Source organism: Lysinibacillus sphaericus (genome assembly GCF_001629735.1).
Lineage (GTDB): Bacteria > Bacillota > Bacilli > Bacillales_A > Planococcaceae > Lysinibacillus > Lysinibacillus pinottii.
In genome coordinates, this window is sequence record NZ_CP015224.1 from 4540401 (window position 1) to 4561403 (window position 21003).

At 36.2% G+C, this 21003-nt stretch carries 24 protein-coding genes; all 24 read left to right on the plus strand.

Annotated features, from left to right (window positions below; all coding sequences use genetic code 11):
• The first annotated feature begins 9 nt into the window (after nt 1–9).
• The 24 genes from A2J09_RS22005 to A2J09_RS22120 all read left to right on the plus strand — a co-directional run bounded on the left by A2J09_RS22005 (nt 10) and on the right by A2J09_RS22120 (nt 21000).
• Entirely contained in the window at nt 10–684 is a 675-nt protein-coding gene (locus A2J09_RS22005; RefSeq protein ID WP_008178876.1) for a response regulator transcription factor, read from the plus strand.
• A gap of 295 nt (nt 685–979) precedes the next feature.
• Complete coding sequence (locus tag A2J09_RS22010) at nt 980–1531, plus strand: DUF3225 domain-containing protein (protein WP_012292891.1); 552 nt, start codon at nt 980–982, stop codon at nt 1529–1531.
• A 244-nt stretch (nt 1532–1775) separates the two neighbouring features.
• A complete protein-coding gene (locus A2J09_RS22015; RefSeq protein WP_012292892.1) occupies nt 1776–2618 on the plus strand; it encodes a DegV family protein in 843 nt (280 codons plus the stop codon).
• A 45-nt stretch (nt 2619–2663) separates the two neighbouring features.
• Nucleotides 2664–4049: an ATP-dependent helicase ComFA gene (locus A2J09_RS22020; protein WP_012292893.1), complete on the plus strand. Its 1386-nt coding sequence runs from the start codon at nt 2664–2666 to the stop codon at nt 4047–4049.
• On the plus strand, nt 4046–4636 hold the full coding sequence (locus tag A2J09_RS22025; RefSeq protein ID WP_012292894.1) for a ComF family protein: 591 nt from the start codon (nt 4046–4048) through the stop codon (nt 4634–4636). Before A2J09_RS22020 ends, A2J09_RS22025 begins: the two co-directional genes overlap by 4 nt.
• Before the next feature lie 79 nt (nt 4637–4715).
• Nucleotides 4716–5129: a TIGR03826 family flagellar region protein gene (locus A2J09_RS22030; protein WP_012292895.1), complete on the plus strand. Its 414-nt coding sequence runs from the start codon at nt 4716–4718 to the stop codon at nt 5127–5129.
• 120 nt (nt 5130–5249) lie between these two features.
• Nucleotides 5250–5510, plus strand: coding sequence for a flagellar biosynthesis anti-sigma factor FlgM (flgM, locus tag A2J09_RS22035; RefSeq protein ID WP_012292896.1), 261 nt, complete (start codon nt 5250–5252; stop codon nt 5508–5510).
• A gap of 27 nt (nt 5511–5537) precedes the next feature.
• Nucleotides 5538–6038 carry a flagellar protein FlgN gene (locus tag A2J09_RS22040; protein ID WP_012292897.1) on the plus strand — a complete coding sequence of 167 codons (501 nt, stop codon included), beginning with the start codon at nt 5538–5540 and terminating at the stop codon, nt 6036–6038.
• A gap of 16 nt (nt 6039–6054) precedes the next feature.
• Nucleotides 6055–7647 carry a flagellar hook-associated protein FlgK gene (gene flgK / locus A2J09_RS22045; RefSeq protein ID WP_012292898.1) on the plus strand — a complete coding sequence of 531 codons (1593 nt, stop codon included), beginning with the start codon at nt 6055–6057 and terminating at the stop codon, nt 7645–7647.
• Between the two features lie 72 nt (nt 7648–7719).
• Nucleotides 7720–8622, plus strand: a complete 903-nt coding sequence (flgL, locus tag A2J09_RS22050; RefSeq protein WP_012292899.1) for a flagellar hook-associated protein FlgL — start codon at nt 7720–7722, stop codon at nt 8620–8622.
• Between the two features lie 60 nt (nt 8623–8682).
• Nucleotides 8683–9246: a DUF6470 family protein gene (locus tag A2J09_RS22055; protein WP_012292900.1), complete on the plus strand. Its 564-nt coding sequence runs from the start codon at nt 8683–8685 to the stop codon at nt 9244–9246.
• Nucleotides 9247–9260: 14 nt separating this feature from the next.
• Nucleotides 9261–9704 (plus strand): flagellar assembly protein FliW, encoded by a 444-nt coding sequence (gene fliW / locus A2J09_RS22060; protein WP_008178852.1) that lies wholly within the window; start codon nt 9261–9263, stop codon nt 9702–9704.
• On the plus strand, nt 9704–9925 hold the full coding sequence (gene csrA / locus A2J09_RS22065) for a carbon storage regulator CsrA (protein ID WP_036160832.1): 222 nt from the start codon (nt 9704–9706) through the stop codon (nt 9923–9925). Before fliW ends, csrA begins: the two co-directional genes overlap by 1 nt.
• A 179-nt stretch (nt 9926–10104) precedes the next feature.
• Entirely contained in the window at nt 10105–10917 is an 813-nt protein-coding gene (locus tag A2J09_RS22070) for a flagellin N-terminal helical domain-containing protein (protein ID WP_008178849.1), read from the plus strand.
• Between the two features lie 102 nt (nt 10918–11019).
• The gene (locus tag A2J09_RS22075) at nt 11020–12717 is read left to right on the plus strand and encodes a motility associated factor glycosyltransferase family protein (RefSeq protein ID WP_036160835.1); all 1698 of its coding nucleotides are present in this window, start codon (nt 11020–11022) and stop codon (nt 12715–12717) included.
• A gap of 2 nt (nt 12718–12719) precedes the next feature.
• Nucleotides 12720–13061, plus strand: coding sequence for a DUF8042 domain-containing protein (locus tag A2J09_RS22080; RefSeq protein ID WP_008178846.1), 342 nt, complete (start codon nt 12720–12722; stop codon nt 13059–13061).
• Nucleotides 13039–14265 (plus strand): motility associated factor glycosyltransferase family protein, encoded by a 1227-nt coding sequence (locus tag A2J09_RS22085; RefSeq protein WP_233499891.1) that lies wholly within the window; start codon nt 13039–13041, stop codon nt 14263–14265. Before A2J09_RS22080 ends, A2J09_RS22085 begins: the two co-directional genes overlap by 23 nt.
• Before the next feature lie 24 nt (nt 14266–14289).
• Nucleotides 14290–15294, plus strand: a complete 1005-nt coding sequence (locus A2J09_RS22090; RefSeq protein WP_012292904.1) for an NAD-dependent 4,6-dehydratase LegB — start codon at nt 14290–14292, stop codon at nt 15292–15294.
• Nucleotides 15291–16451: a LegC family aminotransferase gene (locus tag A2J09_RS22095; RefSeq protein ID WP_012292905.1), complete on the plus strand. Its 1161-nt coding sequence runs from the start codon at nt 15291–15293 to the stop codon at nt 16449–16451. The genes A2J09_RS22090 and A2J09_RS22095 overlap by 4 nt, the downstream gene beginning before the upstream one ends.
• Nucleotides 16448–17575 carry a UDP-N-acetylglucosamine 2-epimerase gene (gene neuC / locus A2J09_RS22100; RefSeq protein WP_012292906.1) on the plus strand — a complete coding sequence of 376 codons (1128 nt, stop codon included), beginning with the start codon at nt 16448–16450 and terminating at the stop codon, nt 17573–17575. The genes A2J09_RS22095 and neuC overlap by 4 nt, the downstream gene beginning before the upstream one ends.
• A complete protein-coding gene (neuB, locus tag A2J09_RS22105; RefSeq protein WP_008178834.1) occupies nt 17572–18651 on the plus strand; it encodes an N-acetylneuraminate synthase in 1080 nt (359 codons plus the stop codon). Before neuC ends, neuB begins: the two co-directional genes overlap by 4 nt.
• Nucleotides 18644–19267 carry an acetyltransferase gene (locus tag A2J09_RS22110; RefSeq protein ID WP_008178832.1) on the plus strand — a complete coding sequence of 208 codons (624 nt, stop codon included), beginning with the start codon at nt 18644–18646 and terminating at the stop codon, nt 19265–19267. The genes neuB and A2J09_RS22110 overlap by 8 nt, the downstream gene beginning before the upstream one ends.
• A 4-nt stretch (nt 19268–19271) precedes the next feature.
• The gene (locus tag A2J09_RS22115) at nt 19272–20324 is read left to right on the plus strand and encodes a nucleotidyltransferase family protein (RefSeq protein WP_012292907.1); all 1053 of its coding nucleotides are present in this window, start codon (nt 19272–19274) and stop codon (nt 20322–20324) included.
• Nucleotides 20314–21000, plus strand: coding sequence for an acylneuraminate cytidylyltransferase family protein (locus tag A2J09_RS22120; protein WP_012292908.1), 687 nt, complete (start codon nt 20314–20316; stop codon nt 20998–21000). The genes A2J09_RS22115 and A2J09_RS22120 overlap by 11 nt, the downstream gene beginning before the upstream one ends.
• Nucleotides 21001–21003 lie beyond the last annotated feature (3 nt).

Genomic DNA, 21003 nt, shown 5'->3' on the forward strand with positions numbered 1-21003 from the left:
TAAAGACAAATGACAAAGATTATTATTGTAGACGATCACCAGCTATTCCGTGAAGGAGTAAAACGTATTTTAGATTTTGAAGATACGTTTGACGTAGTAGCAGAAGGTGACGATGGTACGGATGTGGTGACGTTATACGCTGAAAACGAACCAGATGTAGTACTGATGGATATTAACATGCCAGGTAAAAACGGAGTAGAAGCAACATCGGAGTTAATTAATGAATTTCCAGATGCGAAGGTAATTATGCTGTCCATCCATGATGATGAAACATATGTGACACATGCATTAAAATCAGGCGCTCTTGGCTATATGTTAAAAGAAATGGATGCAGATGAAATCGTGGAGGCAATTAAAGTCGTTGCAAACGGTGGATCTTACTTACATCCAAAAGTAACGAAAAATTTAGTGGCAGAGTTCAAAAGACTTTCAGAACACGAAAATAAAGGGAACTTCCACCAAACGGAAATTCGCCGTCCATTCCATTTACTAACAAAACGTGAATGTGAAGTATTACAACTATTAACAGATGGTCAATCTAACCGTACAATTGGTGAGACACTGTTTATCTCTGAAAAAACAGTTAAAAACCATGTATCAAGCATCTTACAAAAAATGAATGTGAATGACCGTACACAAGCCGTTGTAACAGCCATTAAAAATGGTTGGGTTGAAGTACGATAATTGTTAAAACTGTTTTTAAAAGCTACTTTTTATGGGAGTAGTTTTTAAAACAGTTTTTTATTGTTTTTTGGTAAATTTTTGTATGGTCATCTGAAGATAATGGACCGCCTTTCACAAATTTGTAACAATGCTTTTTTGTCCTGTTAGTAGACATTAAATATGGAAACTGTCAGATCATGCAACATTTTACTGTCAAATGCGTCATAAGGAAGATGTAGCACCTAAATGTTGAAAAAGCACAACAAAATTCCTACGACAGCATTTATATGCTACAATATGCGCGGGAGGTTTTGTGATGTTAAAGAAAAGTTTTCTAGCAGTTTTAATTTTATTTGTATTCACTTTAACTGCATGTGGTAATAAAGAAGAGAAGATTAGTGACGACGATCGAGAAAAGGTAATAGAGGATGGTACCGTTGGCTTTGAGATGATGGGCGGTAATGTTGAAAAGGCAGAAAACGTACCAGCAGCAGATGAAAAAGCTATTTTAGCTTCTTTCGATGAGTATATTGCAGCCCTAAATGCGGAAGAAATCGACCGCTATATGAAAACGATTTCCAAAAATCCAAAGGGTTTTAAATACGATGAAGAAAAAACATATGCAACAGAAGTGTTCGATCAATTTGATATAAAGCGTGATGTCGAAAATGTAACGATTGCCAAATACGCGCCTGAAGAAGCACAAGTATTTGCCAACATGAAAATGCATTCACTTCAGCTTGAAACAAATGTCGAGCATGAAAGTGCAGGACGACAGGTAACGGTCTTTGTCAAAGAAGATGATGCTTGGAAAGTAACAAGCGTCTTTTATATTGGTGATGACTCACAGTCAAGTACAGGCAATTAAGAGGAGCGATCTTCATTCAACGTAGAATTGGGTGAAGATACGCCTACTATACATAGGAAATGAATGTGAAATGAAAGCTAGCCACTAGCTCGATGCTCGAATGACTAAAACGTGAAATATACGTTCGTCCTTCAACACATTCATTTCTTTTTTGTTTTCATTCAAAAATCTGTGGGAAGCCCAACAACAATTGCACCAAGATGAAATAGATTGTAAACTATGAATCATAGGAGAGTGGACATAGATGAGGACGGCAATCGTAACAGATAGTACTGCATATAATACAGCTGAGGAACGTGCACACTTAAATATTCATATGATACCTTTAAGTGTTAATATTTCAGGTCAATTATTTGCAGAAGAAGTAGATATCACAGCATCTGAATTTTATGATAAGGTGCGTGGTGCCAAAGAATTCCCCAAAACAACACAGCCTCCAATCGGAGAATTTGTCGCTCTTTTCGATGAGCTAGCAAAGGATTACGATGAGGTTATTTCCATCCATCTATCGAGTGGAATTAGTGGAACATACCAAGGTGCCGTGCAGGCAGGTGAAATGGTGGAAGGTATTGATGTTTATGCCTTTGACAGTGAAATATCCTGTGCTGTTCAAGGCTTTTACGTTTTAAGAGCAGCTGAAATGGCGAAAGAGGGCTATTCAGCAAAAGAAATACTTGCAGCATTGGCGGACATGCAGCAGTCTATTCGTGCTTACTTCATTGTAGACGACTTAGCACATTTGCAACGTGGTGGGCGTTTGTCTTCTGCGGCAGCTTTGATAGGGGGCCTTTTACAGGTGAAGCCTGTTCTTCATTTTGTGGATAAGGTGATTGTACCTTTCGAAAAGATCCGAACACGTAAAAAAGCTTTAAAGCGTGTAGAGGAATTATTAGCTGAGGATGCTAAAAAATATGATGCCATGGATGCTGTGGTCATACACGGCAATTGCCCTGTAGAAGCACAAGAATGGCTAGAACAATTAGCTGCAACTTACCCAAACGTCAACTTTAAATTAAGCTATTTTGGTCCTGTCATAGGTACCCATTTAGGAGAAGGATCAATGGGATTAGGTTGGACAAAAAAATAAATGTAATTGATGAAAGTCTCTACGCAAAAGTAGAGGCTTTTTTCGATGAAGGGAGACATCATCTTGAGATACAAAGGTTGGCTGTTACCACCAGCTTTACGGGATTTCCATGAAGGACGTATTTGGTTAAAACATCATTCTCCATTTTCAACTACAGATACTGATCGAGCAATTAAGCAAAATTACTTCCATATAATAGATGGAATTGAAATGATGCCTGTTATCAAATGCAATCGTTGCCACAATATAGACCCACATTTATTCACATTATTCGATTGTTCAAAATGTCAGCAGCAATGTTTATATTGTCGGCATTGTATTAGAATGGGTAGGGTGAGTAGCTGTACAGAGTTAATGATTTGGACAGGCCCTAAAGTTATCAAAATGAGAAAGCATACACTGAAATGGGCAGGGCAGTTGACTAAGCTCCAACAGCAGGCAGCAAATGAAATGCGAGAAAGTGTACAGGCAAAACGATCCCATCTTATTCATGCTGTATGTGGAGCAGGCAAAACTGAGTTGCTCTTTCCTGCTGTTCACGAAGCATTAAAGAAAGGGTTACGTGTTTGTATTGCTACACCGCGCACGGATGTAGTATTAGAGCTATATCCACGCTTTCAACAAGTTTTCCCTAAGACAGTTATTCATGCATTATACGGTGGTGTAACGAAGCAAAATGCTTATGCCCAGCTTATTATTGCCACAACTCATCAGCTCTACCGATTTGAGAACGCATTTGATGTCATGATCGTAGATGAGGCAGATGCTTTTCCTTATACTTTTGATCAAGCTCTACAAAGAGCAGTAACAAAGGCCAAAAAGGGAGAGGCACCTATCGTATTTGTTACCGCAACGCCATCACAGAAATTACTCAATGCTTTCCAACATGAAAGCTATTCCTTCATCTCCAAACGCTTTCACAATCATCCATTACCAGTTCCTCAGATTCGTGCTTTATGGGGTTATAATAAAAGCTTTCATCAAGGAAGAATCCCTAAGAAATTAATAAAATGGACAGTAGAACGCCTTGAACGAAAGGAACCATTTTTACTATTTTTCCCTACCATCGCCCTCATGCATAAAGCAGCGCCTCTTTTTCAGCTAGTAAATGAAAATATACTTGCTGTGCACGCAGAAGATCCGGATCGGAAAGAGAAAGTAAAGAGGCTCCGAAATAATGAAGTACCCGGACTTTTAACGACCACCATATTAGAGAGAGGTATCACCATTAGTAATGTACAGGTGGCAGTTATTGGAGCAGAATCCGCGATATTTACCGCAAATGCACTGATACAAATTGCTGGACGAGTTGGACGAAATAGTCAATATCCTAATGGGGACGTCGTATACTTTCACCATGGCATCACGACAGAGATGGATGAGGCATGTGCGAAAATCCTTTTTTATAATAAAAAAGGATTTACCGTATGAATAAAACGGAATCGCATTGCTTATTATGCTCACAGCTATTAAAAACCTCAATTTCTTGGACAACGCTATTAACAAAGCAATTTACTCCAACTATATGTACATCATGCTCTGCTCGCTTTGAACAATCACAGTCAGTTACAGCAATCTATCAATATAATGAGGCCATGAAAGTCTATTTACACCAATTCAAATTCCTACAAGATATAGCTCTGGCAAAAGTATTTCGGCAGGAGCTGTATGCTCGTTTCAATAAAGAAAAGGCCATTATTCTACCGATTCCCATGCATCCCATCAAACAACAGGAGCGCACTTTCTCGCATACCGATGAATTATTAAAGGCAGCAAATATACCCTTTATTCAGCTGCTCGAAAAGACAACAACAGAGACACAAGGCTCCAAAAATAGAGAACAACGCTTACGTGCAACTCCGCTATTTCGCTTAAAAGTGCGTGCAAATGTAGAGCATAAAGATTACCTTCTTTTTGACGATATAAAAGCTACGGGAACCACCTTACAGCATGCTGCAGAAGTTTTAATGCAAGCAGGTGCGAAAAATGTCCAATACTTCACATTAATTGAAGGATGAATTTTCCAATGTATTATGTATAATAGATGATGAGTTTAGTATGCGTAGATAAGATATTTTGTTAGAGGAGGAAAAGTAGATGGCAGAGGTTCGAAATTGTCCAAAATGTAATGAGTTTTTTAATTATACAGGGGTACGGGAAGTTTGTCATAAATGTGCACAATCAGAAGAAGAACTGTATCAGATCGTATATCGCTTCCTTCGTAAACGTGAAAACCGTGCTGCAACAGTGGAGCGTATTGTAGAGGCAACGGGTGCTGAGGAAGAGCTACTATATAGATGGGTTCGTAAAGGTCGCTTGCAGCCAGCGATGTTCCCTAACTTAGGCTACCCATGTGATAACTGTGGTCATTTAACGACAACGGGCAAGCTTTGCACTAAATGTCAGGATGAATTAAAGGCTGATTTACGTACTTTTGAAGCGGCTAAGGAATTCCGAGATAGTGTTGAGCAACGCGACCGTGTCACATATCACGCAGATCGAAAACGTTAATAATTGAAGGTGTGTTAATTTTAAACAAAATTAGCACACTTTTTTATATGTGAAAACTTAACATTATGTGAGACAATCCGAAATAATAGTAAGATAAGATTTTAGACGGGGGGTTTCAAGATGAAAATTACATCTTATGGAATTAATGCAGTGAACGCCTATAAAAACCAAGTGCGCAATGTTAAATCCGATACAAACAAAGCATCTTTTGCAGATAAAATCGAAATTTCAAAAGCTGCTCAAGACATGAAAAGCGTTTCAACCTACAATACGGAACGAGCTGACCGTGTTCAACAGCTGAAAAAAGACATTGATTCTGGAGAATACAAAGTAAATGCTCGTAAAGTAGCTGAGGATATGCTGAAATATTATCGTTTCTAGGGTATAGCAGAAAGGGTGTATAGCAATATGTCTGTAGAAGCGATTAATTCTACATTAACGATGCTAGAGAGAATGCATAAAAGCTTACTTGAACTAGCCTGTAAAAAAACAGAAATTATTAAAGCTGGCGATATCGAAGCGCTAGACCAATTGCTCAAGGATGAGCAGGCACACGTAGCGGCCATCGATAAGCTCGAACAACAGCGTCAGAAACAGGTAACGGACTACCTTGAAGCAAAGGGACTTGCTTCAACTGACAAAACAACTGTTGCGGACGTCATCGAGGCTGCTGAAAAACAAACTGACAAAGCAACATTATCAGTAGTTCGCGATCGCTTATTGCAAATTATCAATGACCTACGAAAACAAAATGACTTAAATCAAAAGCTCGTTTTCCAATCACTTCAAATTGTCAACCTAACATTAGATGCCGTAAGACCTCGTACAGAGCAAATGAACTACTCTAGCAACGAGGTTCTCGGCACAAATAACATAGCAAAAAAATCATATTTCGATTCACAAGCCTAATAAGGGAGGAAGAAACATGCGCTCAACATTTATGGGTCTAGAAGCAAGTAAACGCGGCCTCTTCGTACAACAAACAGCTTTATACACAACAGGACATAATATTTCCAACGCCAACACATTAGGTTACTCACGCCAACGAGTAAATATGCAGGCAACACCTGGTTTTCCAACCGCTGGATTAAACCAACCAACCTATCCAGGACATCTTGGTACTGGGGTGGAAGCGGGGTCTATCCAACGTATTCGCAGTGAATTTATTGACCGCCAATATCGTCAGGAGACGAATAAATTAGGGTACTGGGAATCTAGAACAAATGCCATTGCTCAAATGGAAGATGTTATGAATGAACCTTCAGAATTCGGTTTAGATAAAGCTTTCGAACAGTTCTGGAAGGGACTTGAAGATGTGGGGACTAAGCCTGCAGATGGAGCTTCACGTCAAGTAGCTATTAGTCGTGCAGAGCACTTAGCTGAATCCTTTAATTATCTTGATAAACAATTGAAAATGATTCAGGGTAATATTGGAAATGAGCTTAATGTTTCGACAACTCAAATTAATACCATCCTAAAACAGATTGCTGCTGTTAATAAACAAATTCAAGAGGTTGAACCTAGTGGACATGTACCAAATGATTTATATGATGTTCGTGATACTCTAGTTGATAAATTAAATGAGTATATCCCCGTATCAATTGAACGTATTCCTTCTGGTGGTTTAGCATCAGAGGTTGCAGAGGGCAGCTTAAAAATTACATTTAAAGGTGCAGACGGTGTTGTCAGAGATTTAGTAAACGGTAAAGATTTTGCTCAATTTACAGCAATGGGTACGAATGGCACGAAGGTGACAGGCGACGATATTACAAACTCTTTCTCTGAATTACAATTAACAGGATTGGAATCTCTAGATGCGCACGAAGCAGGTGTTGTCACTAGTACACAAACGGCCATTAAACAGCAAGACTTTGAAGCATCAAAAGGGAAATTACTTTCACTCATTAATTCGTTTGGGTATCAAAGTGCAGGCGGCGATATTAAAGGATACTACTCGGAAACTTTACAAAAATTAGATCAGCTGGCTAATGCATTTATTAAAGAATTCAATGCGCAGCATGCAAAAGGTTATACCCTTGAAGAAAAAGATGCGAATGGAAACATCATCAATGCTTCGAAACCAGGTGGCGTTTTCTTTGAAGGAACAGGTGCAGGTGGAATTAAGGTTAATGAGGATATCTTAAAAAATCCTAATCTTTTAGCAGCATCGGCTAACCCGACAGAAGAAGGAAATGGTAAAAATGCTTATGAACTTGCCAATATGCAGCATAAATTATATGCAGATATAGATAACGCAAGCTTACAGTCATTCTATCAAGCGATTGTCGGTAAAGTTGGTGTAGATGGTGAAGAAGCATTACGTTTAGCGGCATCTTCTGAATCCCAGCTTCTTATGGTTTCCAAAAGCCGTGATTCTGTAAGTGCTGTTTCGCTAGATGAAGAAATGACAAATATGATTACTTTCCAACAGGCGTACAATGCAAATGCACGTATGATTACGGTTGTCGATGAAACATTGGATAAAATTATTAACGGCATGGGCCGAGTTGGATTATAACGATAGAAAGAAATCAAGAGTAATTAATGGAGACAACTTTCTCCAACTGACAAGAAGGAGGTTTTTTACAAGATGCGTGTAACACAATCTATGCTATCAAGTAACATGCTACGCAATTTAAATATCAGCTATGGTAAAATGTCTAAGCTTCAAGATCAAATCAATTCGGGTTCAAAAATCACTCGTCCATCTGATGATCCTGTTATTGCAGTAAAGGGTATGGGCTATCGTCGTGATTTGGCTAAAGTAGAGCAATACACTCGAAACACGATTACGGCAAGTAGCTGGTTAGATTCGACAGATGAATCTCTTAACCAGGTTGGCGAGCAAATGAAGCGAGTTCGCGAATTAGTTATTCAAGCAGCCACTGATTCAAATACATCAGAGGATCGCGACAAAATAAAAAAAGAAATTGACCAAATTCGCCAACAATTACAGGATGTAGGGAATACGAATATAGGTGGTAGTTACATATTTAGCGGAACTAGAACTAACGAGCCTTTGTTTATAGGAGGTGCCATAAACCCAAATACTAATCAAGAGAGTGTAAAAGTAGAAATATATGATGGTATCCAGCTTTCTGTGAATACCCCAGGGAAAGATCTATTTAATAATATAGATGATATGATGGGGAAAATTTCGGATTTATTAGGCGATCCAACCAAAACAGGTGAAGAAATTGCTAGCATGCTAGGTGGAGTATCCTCATCAACTACAAATGATGATATTACAGCCATGCATAATAAAGTTTTAGAAGCACAGGCAGACATCGGGGCACGACAAAATCGTGTAGAAATGATGGAAAATCGTTTGGGTGTACGTGAGGTTAACGTAACAAAGCAATTGAGAGATAATGAGTCTGTTGACTATGCAAAGGCCATTACTGAAATGGTAACACATGAATCTATTCATCAGGCTGCACTTTCAGTAGGTTCTAAAATAATTCAGCAAACATTAGTGGATTTTATCCGTTAATATCATTTAGGCGTTTGGACACCTTGTTCAAACGCTTTTCTTGAAAGGAGAGCTAGTATTGTGAGGCTACCACAAATACAAATTCGTACAATCGATGCCAAAATTGATCTTCATATTGGTAAACCTCAGCAGTATATTGAACAACCAAAAGCGACACAGCATATTGAACAGCCAGCCGCTATTTTAGATATAAATACAACGAGAAGTGTTTTAAAGATTGACTCCTCACAGGCAAGAAGAGACATAGGAATGATCGGTCCCTTAGAATCAAGTGCAAATTATGCTGAAAAAGGGAAACAAGAGGCGCTAAAAGGAATGGCACGAAGAGCAAGAGAAGGACGACAAATTATGGAGAATTCAGGGAAAGATCAAGGGCGTGCAGTAATTCAAAATATCGCTCAGCAAAACCACGGTCCACATCGTGTACAATTCAATGTCAAATTTGTACCATCCGTAGGATCCGTCAAAATTAATTTCACTCCAGGTACAACGGATATCAATATTCAACGAAGAGAACCAGTAATTGACGCCAAAGTGAACAAACCTATACATGAATACACACCAGGAAAAGTAACTGGTACAATGATACAAAGACCAGATGTTGACATAGATGTCATCATTTAAAGGAGAGTTTATAAATGAAAATTGCTACTAAATTTTTAGGAGAAGTTGAAATTGCCAATCAAGATATTTTGACGTTTGAACATGGCTTATTAGGTTTAGAGGAAGAAAGAAAGTTCGTTTTGCTTCCAATCGATGCAGACTTACCTCTCGCGTTACTTCAATCTGTTCAACATGTTGAAATTGGCTTTGTTGTTGCCTATCCATTTGCATTCAAAAAAGATTATAGCTTTGATATTAGCGAAGAAGATCGTGAGCAATTACAAATTGAAAAACAAGAAGATGTTCTTGCATACGCCATTGTAACAATGAAAGAGACATTTCAAGACTCTACAATTAACTTGTTAGCACCCGTTATTTTAAATATTGCTAAAAAACGAGGCAAGCAAATCGTTCTCCAAGACAATAAAGCCTTTCCTCTACGTTATCCAATGCAACCATTGGAAGGAAGTGCGAAATAATGCTAGTCCTTTCGCGAAAAAAAGATGAGTCGATCATGATTGGTGAGCAAATTGAAATAAAGATTTTAGCCGTAGAAGGCGAGCAAATTAAGCTAGGTATTGTTGCCCCAAAAACGGTAAAAGTACATCGTTCGGAAGTTTTTGAAGCAATACAAGCTCAAAATAAAGAAGCTCTTTCTTCAACAACAAACTTTTTAGAGCAATTGAAGAAAAATAATTGATATAAGTTGTTTAAAATTATTACATAAAAAAATTAAAAAAATTTCTAAAAAACTATTAAACATTTCCAGCTAAATACGATATATAGTTTGTAGGGGGCAGGAAGTATATACATACTACCTATTCCTAAATTCCACACGGATGTGGAATAACAAAACAAACATTCAAGGAGGAATTCCAAATGAGAATTCAACACAACATTTCAGCTTTAAACACACACCGTAACCTAGCTTTCAACAACACACAAGCATCTAAAAACCTTGAGAAGTTATCTTCTGGTTACAAAATCAACCGTGCTGGCGATGACGCTGCTGGTTTAGCAATCTCTGAAAAAATGCGCGGACAAATCCGTGGTCTTGATATGGCTACTAAAAACGCTCAAGATTCAGTATCTTTAATCCAAACTGCTGAGGGTGCTCTTAACGAAACACACTCAATCCTACAACGTATGCGTGAATTAGCAGTACAATCTGCGAATGATACAAACGTATCTACAGACCGTGATGCACTTCAAAAAGAAGTAGATGCATTAACTTCTGAGATTACTCGTATTTCAACAGATACAGAGTTCAATACTCAAAAATTATTAAACAGCAGCTTTAAAGGTAAAGTATTCCATATTGGTGCTAACAAAGACCAAAGCATTACTTTAACTATCAAAGATATGGGTGCTAAAGGTATTGGTGTAAGTGGAGTTAAGATTGACAAACAATCTGTAGCTAACAAAGCAATCTCTACGATCAATAAAGCTCTAGAAACAGTATCTACACAACGTTCTGCACTTGGTGCGGTACAAAACCGTTTAGAGCACACAATCAACAACTTAGGTGCTACTTCTGAAAACTTAACAGCTGCTGAATCACGTATCCGTGATACAGATATGGCTAAAGAAATGATGGGCTTCACTAAGAATAACATCTTAATGCAAGCTGCTCAATCTATGTTAGCTCAAGCTAACCAACAACCACAAGGTGTTCTACAATTATTACAATAATCTTTAAATGATTAAGAAGAAGGCTCTCTCTATTTATTGAGAGGGCCTTCTTTATTTTTTTAAAAGAATGCCGATATACAAAGTGAGGTGATTGATAGATTTATGGAATTACTAAATATAAAAAGTATAACTGCAAAAGACGGCAATGAAACGTTTGAAGTTAATGGATATTTATTGCATAGTAAATATAATCCTCTACGAGAAGCAGAAAGTTTGATTAAGAAAGAAATTAATAAACAATATATTAATGTTATTTTTGGATATGGAAAAGGCTATCTTGCAAATGCGTTAGTAAAAGAAAAAATAAGTAATGAAAAAATATTATTTATTGAACCAATTACTACTTTTGATAAATATAATACTAAACAATATGATATTGTATTTGGAAATAATTTAGATGAAATTCAAGAAGCAATTGACGGAAAGCTACGCTTTTTTAGTAGAAAAATTAATGTAATTTGTGCTCCAAACTATGATAAGATCTTCTCCTCTTTATATGTGAATGTTCTAAAAAAGGTGAAAGATATTCAAAGTTTAAATGTGGTTTACAATAATACCGTTAGGGATTTAAGTGTTACCTGGCAGGAAAATAGTATTCGCAATATGCTACCAACATATATTAATGGTTCTTTAAAAGTATTGGAAAAGTTTTACGATTGCCCAGTGGTAGTAGCATCTGGAGGGCCGTCATTAACTAAACAACTTAATACGCTGAAGGGTATTAGAAAAAATGTTATATTAATTGCTGCAGGTTCAACTGTAAATACTTTAATGACACATAATATTGAACCTGATTATATTATTACAATTGACGGCTCTGAAATAAATTTTGAGTCTCACTTTAAAGATTTAAAAGTAAAGTCAGCTGAGCTAATGTATGCTTCGACTAGTCATTATAAAATACAACAAAATTTTAAAAATAGACAATATGCTTTTCTAGATACTAGGGAAAATAAGTATAAGGAGCATGTGAATAAGACACTTGGAATCGAATTACCTAATATTTTAGGAGGTGGATCGGTAGCAAACTTCGCATTAAGTATTGCTCGTTATCTATCTACAGGTCCAATAGCCTTAATAGGGCAGGATTTAGCTTATACTGAGGGTAAGACTCATGCCGAGGGAAATAAGCATTTAAAAGCAGCTGATAGTGCATTTCTAGCTTTTCAAGGTGCCTTTGAAATAGAAGGTTACTATGGTGATAAAGTGATGACAGATTACTCATTATTTTCCATGAAGGAAAGCTTTGAGGAAATAATGAAACAAATTGAAGACCCTAATACCATTTTCAATTGTACAGAGGGAGGGGTGAAGATAGTAAATATACAGCAAAAATCCTTTGGACAATTTTGTCGTCAATTTGTAGATCGAAGTTGTGAAGTGAAATTATATAATGCAAAAGAGAACAAAAAGGATTTAGCCAAGTATATAAGTAGTGCAAGAGAGGAGATTAGAATATATAAAAATATTATTTTAGAGTTAAAGTTGGCTCAACAGGCGTTAGAAAAAAATACTTTAACGACAGAATTTGCTCCTAGTATTTTAAAAACGTTAGACGAAGTAGATATTAAGGTAGCAAAATTAATGAAAAAAGTAGTTATGGAGCGTATTAATGATCCAATAACATTAGATGTTATGACGAATTATGAGGCAAAAGGAGAAGAAACTCCAGAACAAACATATCAACGTGTGTTTGAACAGAATAGAGAGTTATATGACAGACTATGTAAGGCTACTGAACAATCTATTCAGTATACACAAGATACAATTAGAGAAGCTGAAAAGCTTATGGGGGAATAACAATGGAGATTAAAGAACTAATAGAAAGTTATAATGACTATGTGAAGAAGATACCTGATGGGGCTATATATATTGCTAACTATTTACGGGAGGACAAACTAAATAATGCTTTAATAGCAATTAAAGATTTTTCAGAAGGTGTACTTTGGCTTTCTGAAGCAAGTGATCTTTTGATGAAAAATGGAGCACACGCAGCATTAAATATTGGACAAATACAGGAGTTTTTAATAGAAGTAAACGAAGGATTAGAAAAACAAGATTATGTATTAGTTGCTGATATGTTTGAATACGAAATCGCACCTTTTTTTGAAGAAGTAGTTAGTGCAAAAGGTACGGTACAATAAGTTGCAATGGCTAGTAGAAAAAGCTAAAAATGGAGAACCTACATTACAGTTAAATGGAGTCTTTATCTATAGTAAATACCGACCAAAGGAAGACGCTTTCCGTTGGTTAAATGCTGAGATTAATTCAGAAGCAAAAAGTTACGTATTAATTGGTTTAGGGTTAGGCTATCATTTAAATGCTCTTGTTAGCCAATGTAAAAATAAAACCGTGACGGTATATTATTTTGATAAACATGAATACGAATTATTTTTAGCTCATAATACTGATCACTGGTGGAATCAAGGAAATGTACATATAGTTCATGACTTGAATCAAACAGAACTACAAGATAATGTTCAAATTTTACTTCCAAATGCTTGGATTAAGGGGATTGGCCAAAGGCATCCATTATTTTCAATTTTAGAAACGATAAAAATAAATCAACTTTCTCTTAAAAGAGATTCAAGTAAAATGGAAGAAAATTTCACTTGTAATATGAATTTAGCTGACGAAATTATTCAAGTAAAAAAGCAGCGTAGTATTGGTTGTCTAGTTGCCGCAGGGCCATCCCTGAACGATACAATACATTGGCTAAAAAAGTACCAATATCAAGTGGATATATTTGTTGTAGGAGCAGTATTAAAAAAGATGTTGGGAAATGGAATTACACCAAAAGCTGCAGTCTTGTCAGATGCTAATGATGAAACTATACCTCAGTTTCAAGATTCAAATTTTGAGGGAGAGTTGTATTATTTATGTACTGCAAACTCTAAAACCGTAGCTCAACATGGTAGCAAGAGATATATACTTTTTCAACAAGGGTATCAATTAGCGGAGGAAGAGGCTAAGAAGCGGAATATACCTCTAATTGAAACAGGTGGATCTGTAGGAACAACAGCGTTTAGTTTACTTGAATATTTAGGTTATGAAACTATAGTGTTATTTGGTCAAGATTTGGGGTTCGCAGGTAATCAAACACATGCAGTAGATTCTACCTCGGGAAGAGATGCTTCTAATGATATTTTTTTAAGAAATATAGAGGCCAATGATGGAAGTACTATCCATACAACATCTATGTTTCAAGTGTTTTGGTATTGGTATAATCAAAAAATGGATAAAACAAAAGTAAATGTATTTAACACGGCTATTAAAGGAGCTAAAATAAAAAATGTTCCTTTGATAAATGAAGAGGAATTTGTACAATTAATAGCGAAAAATCAATAATTTTTTAGAAGAAGAGGGATAAGTGTGAAGCAAAAAAAGATTTTAGTAACCGGAGCAGATGGCTTCATAGGCTCACATTTAACAGAAACATTAGTACGACAAGGCTATGATGTTCGTGCATTTGTTTATTACAATTCATTTAATTCATGGGGCTGGTTAGATCAGTCTTCATCAGAAATTAAATCATCGTTGGATGTGTTTTCAGGAGATATTCGTGATCCTTATGGTGTGAAAGAAGCTATGAAGGGTTGTACGCATGTTCTTAATTTAGCAGCGTTAATTGCAATCCCGTATTCTTACCATTCTCCTGCAACTTACGTAGATACTAATGTGACAGGGACTTTAAATGTAGTACAAGCAGCGAAAGAGTTAGGTATAGAAAAGGTAGTTCATACTTCTACAAGTGAAGTATACGGAACAGCGTTATATGTTCCAATAGATGAAGAGCATCCGTTACAAGGGCAATCACCTTATTCTGCATCAAAAATAGGCGCTGATCAAATGGCATTATCATTTTACCGCTCATTTGATACACCAGTATCGGTTGTTCGTCCGTTTAATACATATGGGCCTCGCCAATCAGCTCGTGCTGTAATCCCGACAATTATTAGCCAACTGGCAAGTGGCATAAAGAACATTAAGCTTGGTGCTGTAAGCCCTACACGCGATTTTAACTATGTAAAAGATACAGTTAACGGATTTATTTCTGTTATGGAATCTACTAATTCAATTGGGGAAGTTATTAATATTGGATCAAATTACGAAATTTCTATTGGTGAAACTGCACAAATGATTGCAGATATTATGGGTGTAGATTTAACAATCGAAACGGATGAGCACCGCCTACGTCCTGAAAAAAGTGAAGTCGAGCGTCTTTGGGCTGAAAACAAAAAGGCGAAGGAACTACTTGGATGGGAACCACAATATGGTGGTAAAGAGGGCTTCCATAGAGGTCTTGAAGAAACAATAGAATGGTTTACAAATCCTAAAAACTTATCTCAATATAAGGCAGATGTTTACAATATATGAATACTCAATGGTCGGAATTTGCGAATAATGTAAAACAGTTTTACGGTAAAGAGTTTGTGCCTTTACATGAGCCAACATTTAATGAAAAAGAAGTTGAATATGTGACGGATTGTATCAAAACAGGTTGGGTTTCCTCAGTTGGAGCTTATGTGAATCGTTTAGAGAAAGACCTTGCAAATTTTGTGGGCGTTAAACGTGCTGTTGCTGTTGTAAATGGTACAGCTGCATTACATATTGCATTAAAAATTGCAGGCGTAAAGGCGGAAGACGAAGTATTAATGCCTTCTCTTACTTTTATTGCAACAGCCAATGCCGTGTCTTATTTGGGTGCAGTACCTCACTTTATAGATGTTTCCTTTCATACTTTAGGTGTTGATGCAGATAAATTAAAAATCTACCTAGAGCAAATTGGAACAACAGAAAACAACCAGCTTTATAATAGAGACACAGGAAGACGTATTTCTGCGCTTGTACCAATGCACACATTCGGTCATGCGGTTGATATAGAAGGTTTACTAAAAGTATGTGATATGTATAATGTGACGCTTGTTGAAGATGCAGCAGAATCATTGGGTACTTATTATAAAGGAAAACATACAGGTAGCTTTGGAAAAGTAAGTGCCATCAGCTTTAACGGCAATAAAATAATGACAACTGGCGGTGGCGGTGCGATTGTGACAGATGACGATGCGATAGCTGACTATGCAAAACATTTAACAACGACTGCTAAAATCCCACATCGGTGGGCGTATGAGCACGATGAAATCGGATTTAATTACCGCATGCCGAATTTAAATGCAGCGCTAGGTTGCGCGCAATTAGAAAAAATGCCAACGTTTATTCAACAAAAACGCAATTTAACCAAACACTATGTGCAATGGTTAAGTAATTTAGAGGGCGTGCATTTATTTAAAGAGCCTGAAAATACTAGAAGCAATTATTGGTTACAGACTATTCTCCTTGATGAGCAGATTAATCGTGATGAGGTATTAAGCTTTTTAAATGAGCAAGGTGTAATGAGCCGTCCGATTTGGACACCGATGCACCATTTAGCAATTTATCAAAACTGTCCGAAATCAGATTTAAATGTGACAGAACAGTTGAATAGAAGAGTTGTCAATATTCCTAGCACACCAATCAGTGAGGGATCACGATGAAACGTAAAATTTGTATTGTGACTGGTACGAGAGCCGAATACGGTTTACTGTCAAATATTGCTAATAAGATACGACGAGATGAAGCAATTGATTTACAGATGGTTGTAACGGGTATGCACTTATCGCCAGAGTTTGGAAGTACATATAAAGAGATTGAGAATGATGGTTTTTTCATTGATGAAAAGATAGAAATTCTGTTATCTGCGGACTCTTCCACTGGCATTGTGAAATCAATTGGACTTGCCGCAATTAGTTTCGCAGACGCTTTTAACCGTTTACAACCAGATTTACTTATCATTTTAGGTGATCGATTTGAAATGCTAGCTGCTGCTCAAACAGCACTTATTATGCAAATACCGATTGCCCATATACATGGAGGAGAATGTACTTTTGGTGCGTATGATGATGCAATTCGTCATTCCATTACAAAAATGGCTACCTGGCACTTTACAAGTACAGAATCTCACCGCAAACGTGTTATTCAATTAGGTGAATCTCCAGAACGTGTCTTTAATGTCGGTGCTCTTGGTATAGAAAATATTGTAAATTTAAATCTGCTGACGCGTCAGGAACTATTTCAAAAACTTCAACTGGATGAGCAACAACCTATGTTTTTAATAACTTATCATCCTGAAACGAATGGTCATATTAATGGGATCTACGAATTGTTAAAATCTTTGGAAAATTATTCCGATATTAATTTGGTGTTTACAAAATCGAATGCTGATAATGGAGGAAGGTTAATTAATGAGGCTATTCAACAATTCATATTAAAACATAGTAATGCTAAAATATTTGATTCACTTGGTCAATTAAAGTATTTAAGTGCAGTAAAGAATGCTGAGGTTGTCATTGGGAATTCTTCGAGTGGATTAATTGAAGTCCCTTATTTAGAGACACCTACTGTAAATTGTGGAAACCGTCAAGAAGGACGAGAGCATCCCAATTCAGTATTTAATACAAAGATGGATGCTGGAAATATTTATCATACTATTGAAAAGGCTAGAAAGTTTAGCGATAAATATGAACATTTATTTGGCGATGGCAAAGTATCGGAAAAAATAATGACAGTATTACGCAGCTTACCTTCATTTTCTATTCAAAAGGGGTTTTATGATTTATGAACAATAAAACATATATCATCGCTGAAGCAGGTGTCAATCATAATGGGTCATTAAAAATGGCAAAAGAGCTAGTGATGGTCGCAAAAGAAGCAGGAGCTGACGCGGTAAAATTTCAAACGTTTAAAGCTGAAAACTTAGTAACAAAGCAAGCGCAGCAAGCTGCATATCAAGTCGCAAATTTAGGTGAGGCTTCATCTCAATTTGCGATGTTGAAAAAGCTAGAATTAACTTATGATGAATTTATTGAATTGCAATCGTTTTGTCAATCAGAGCAAATAGAATTTCTATCGACACCTTTTGACTTTGAAAGTGTCGATTTTTTACTAGATGAAATTGCAATTGCCACAGCTAAAATTCCTTCAGGCGAATTAACGAACGCACCATTTATTCATTATATAGCGACAAAACAAAAACCAATAATTTTATCTACTGGAATGGCAACTGTCGAAGAGATTCATGAGGCATTAGCATTTATAGCTTATGGTTTAGTGAAATCTATGGAACCTGTTACGATTAAGCAGGTATACAGCTTTTATGCTACGACGGAAGCAAAAGAAGCGCTAAATAAATATGTCACATTATTACACTGTACTACACAATATCCAGCCCCAATGGACTCTATTAATTTAAATGCAATGACTGAAATGCAGAAGAGTTTCAACTTATCAATTGGGTTATCAGACCACTCAGAAGGTATTAATATACCCATTGCAGCTGTTAGCTTGGGCGCAAAAGTGATAGAAAAGCACTTTACTTTAGATAAAACACTAGAAGGGCCTGATCATATTGCATCCTTAAATCCAGGAGAGTTAAAGTCCATGATAAAAGGAATTAGAGATGTAGAGCTGGCACTGGGAGATGGAATTAAAAGACCTAACTCTGTAGAGATTAAAAATAGGATTCCTGTCAGAAAAAGCCTTATTGCTAAAACTCCTATAAATGTAGGTGAGGTATTTACTACTGATAATTTAACTGTAAAAAGACCTGGAGATGGTATGCAACCTTCTAAATACTGGTCTCTTATCGGTGAAATTGCTTCAAAATCATATGAAGAGGATGAGCTAATTGATGAATAAGCTGATTATTATGATTGGAAATGGTGGACATGCCTCCGTATTAACTGAAATGTTATTATCACAGAAGGAAACAATTATTGGATTTACTGCACCGACTACAGAAGAGAATGCTTTTGGTTTAACTTATTTAGGATCTGATGAGGTAATAGAACAATATAATCCAGCAGACATTGAACTAGTACTCGCCATAGGAACAATTAAACCGTCCCCATTGCGAGAAAAAATCTTTAATAAATTTACGCAAAAAACGTATCAATTTAAATCTGTCATCCATCCTTCAGCCATTATTGCTCCTTCCGTCCAATTAGGACAAGGTGTTCAAATAATGGCTGGTACTATTATTCAAACGAATACAATAGTTGCCGATAATAGTATTATAAACACCGGTGCGCTGATTGATCATGATTGTCAAATAGGTTCCCATATACATATTGCGCCAGGCACAAAAATATCAGGCAGTGTCCATATAGAAAAAGGAACACATGTCGGAACAGGGGCAACAATTATTCAAGGCATTCATATAGGATCAAATTGTTTAATTGGTGCAGGGGCTGTTGTGGTTAGTAATTTTGTAAATGGCGTAAAAGCAGTTGGCGTACCTGCAAAGGAAGTGTAACTATATGAAAAAATGGCAAAAAACGCTAGTTGATCAAAATCATACTTTACTAGAAACTATGAAAATTATTGATAATTCTTCTTTGCAATTTGCAGTAGTTGTAGATGAAGAACAACATTTGCTTGGAACTGTCACAGATGGAGATATTCGCCGTGGCATTTTGCGAGGTGAAGGTCTTGATGTGAAAATTACATCTATTATGAACCCAAATCCAATAACTGCAAAAAGTGGTCAAAGGTATCATAAATATAAGCAATTAATGAAATCAAAAATGCTTAAGCAGTTACCTATAGTAGATGAGAATAATAGAATTATCAATATACTTTTTGCGGACAATATTGAAACTACATTAAATAAAAACACGGTTGTATTAATGCTTGGCGGATTAGGTACAAGGTTGCGACCATTAACAAACGATACACCAAAACCAATGCTTAGAGTGGGAAATAAGCCGATTTTAGAAACAATAATAGAAGGTTTCAAGCAATATGGCTATACTAATTTTATTTTTTCTGTTAATTACAAAAAAGAGGTAATCCAGGACTATTTTCAAAATGGGGAAGCATTTGATGTAACGATTGAGTATATCGAGGAAGACAAGAAAATGGGGACTGCTGGAGCACTTTCATTATTAAAAAAAAGGCCTACGAAACCATTTTTTGTGATGAATGGAGATTTGCTCACACAAATTAATTTCGATCAACTAATGCAATTCCATATGGAGCATGAATCAGTAGCAACAATGTGTGTAAGGGAATTTGAATATCAAATCCCTTTTGGAGTTATTGAAACAAACGGTACCGATTTGGTGACAATTAAAGAAAAACCGATTCATCGTAGCTTTGTTAATGCCGGAATTTACTTATTAAATCCTGATGTACTTGACTATATTCCACAGGATGAGTTTTATGATATGCCTTCCCTGTTTGAAAAATTAATAGAAAAAAATAGTAAAACATCTGTTTTCCCAATTAGAGAATATTGGTTAGATATTGGGCAAATTGATGATTTTAATAAAGCAAATAATGAGGTTAAGGAGCTTTTAAATGAAGCCTAAAGTTTTAGCAATTATCCCTGCACGCGGAGGTTCAAAAAGTGTGCCACGGAAAAATATTAAAGAGTTAGCAGGGAAACCGTTAATTGCATGGACAATTGAAGAAGCAAATAAGTCCAAATATATTGATAGAGTCATAGTTTCTTCAGAAGATAAAGAAATCTTACAGATTGCTCAAAAATTTGGTCCATATGTTCCTTTTGTAAGACCTGCTAATCTAGCAGAAGATAATACTGCTGGAATTGAGCCAGTTCTACATGCATTAGAACATTTTGCTGACTATGATTATGTTGTTGTATTACAACCAACATCTCCCCTGCGTTTAGTTGAAGATATAGATGGATGTATAGAGTATTTTTTACAAGAAAAAGCCAAATTTTGCGTTAGTGTATGTGAGGTAGAGCAATCCCCATATTGGATGTATACATTAGATAATTGTGCTAAAATGCAACCATTATTGAAACAACAATCTTTAATAACAAGACGTCAAGATTTGCCAAAAGTATATACTTTAAATGGAGCAATCTATTTAGCAAATATTAATCTTTTAAAACAAACGAGAAACTTTATTACAGATGAAACTATAGCTTATGTTATGCCAATTGAGAGATCATTCGACATAGATACAGAAGAAGATTTTAAGATTTGTGAATATCTTTATACGGAAACTCTAATGTAAAGT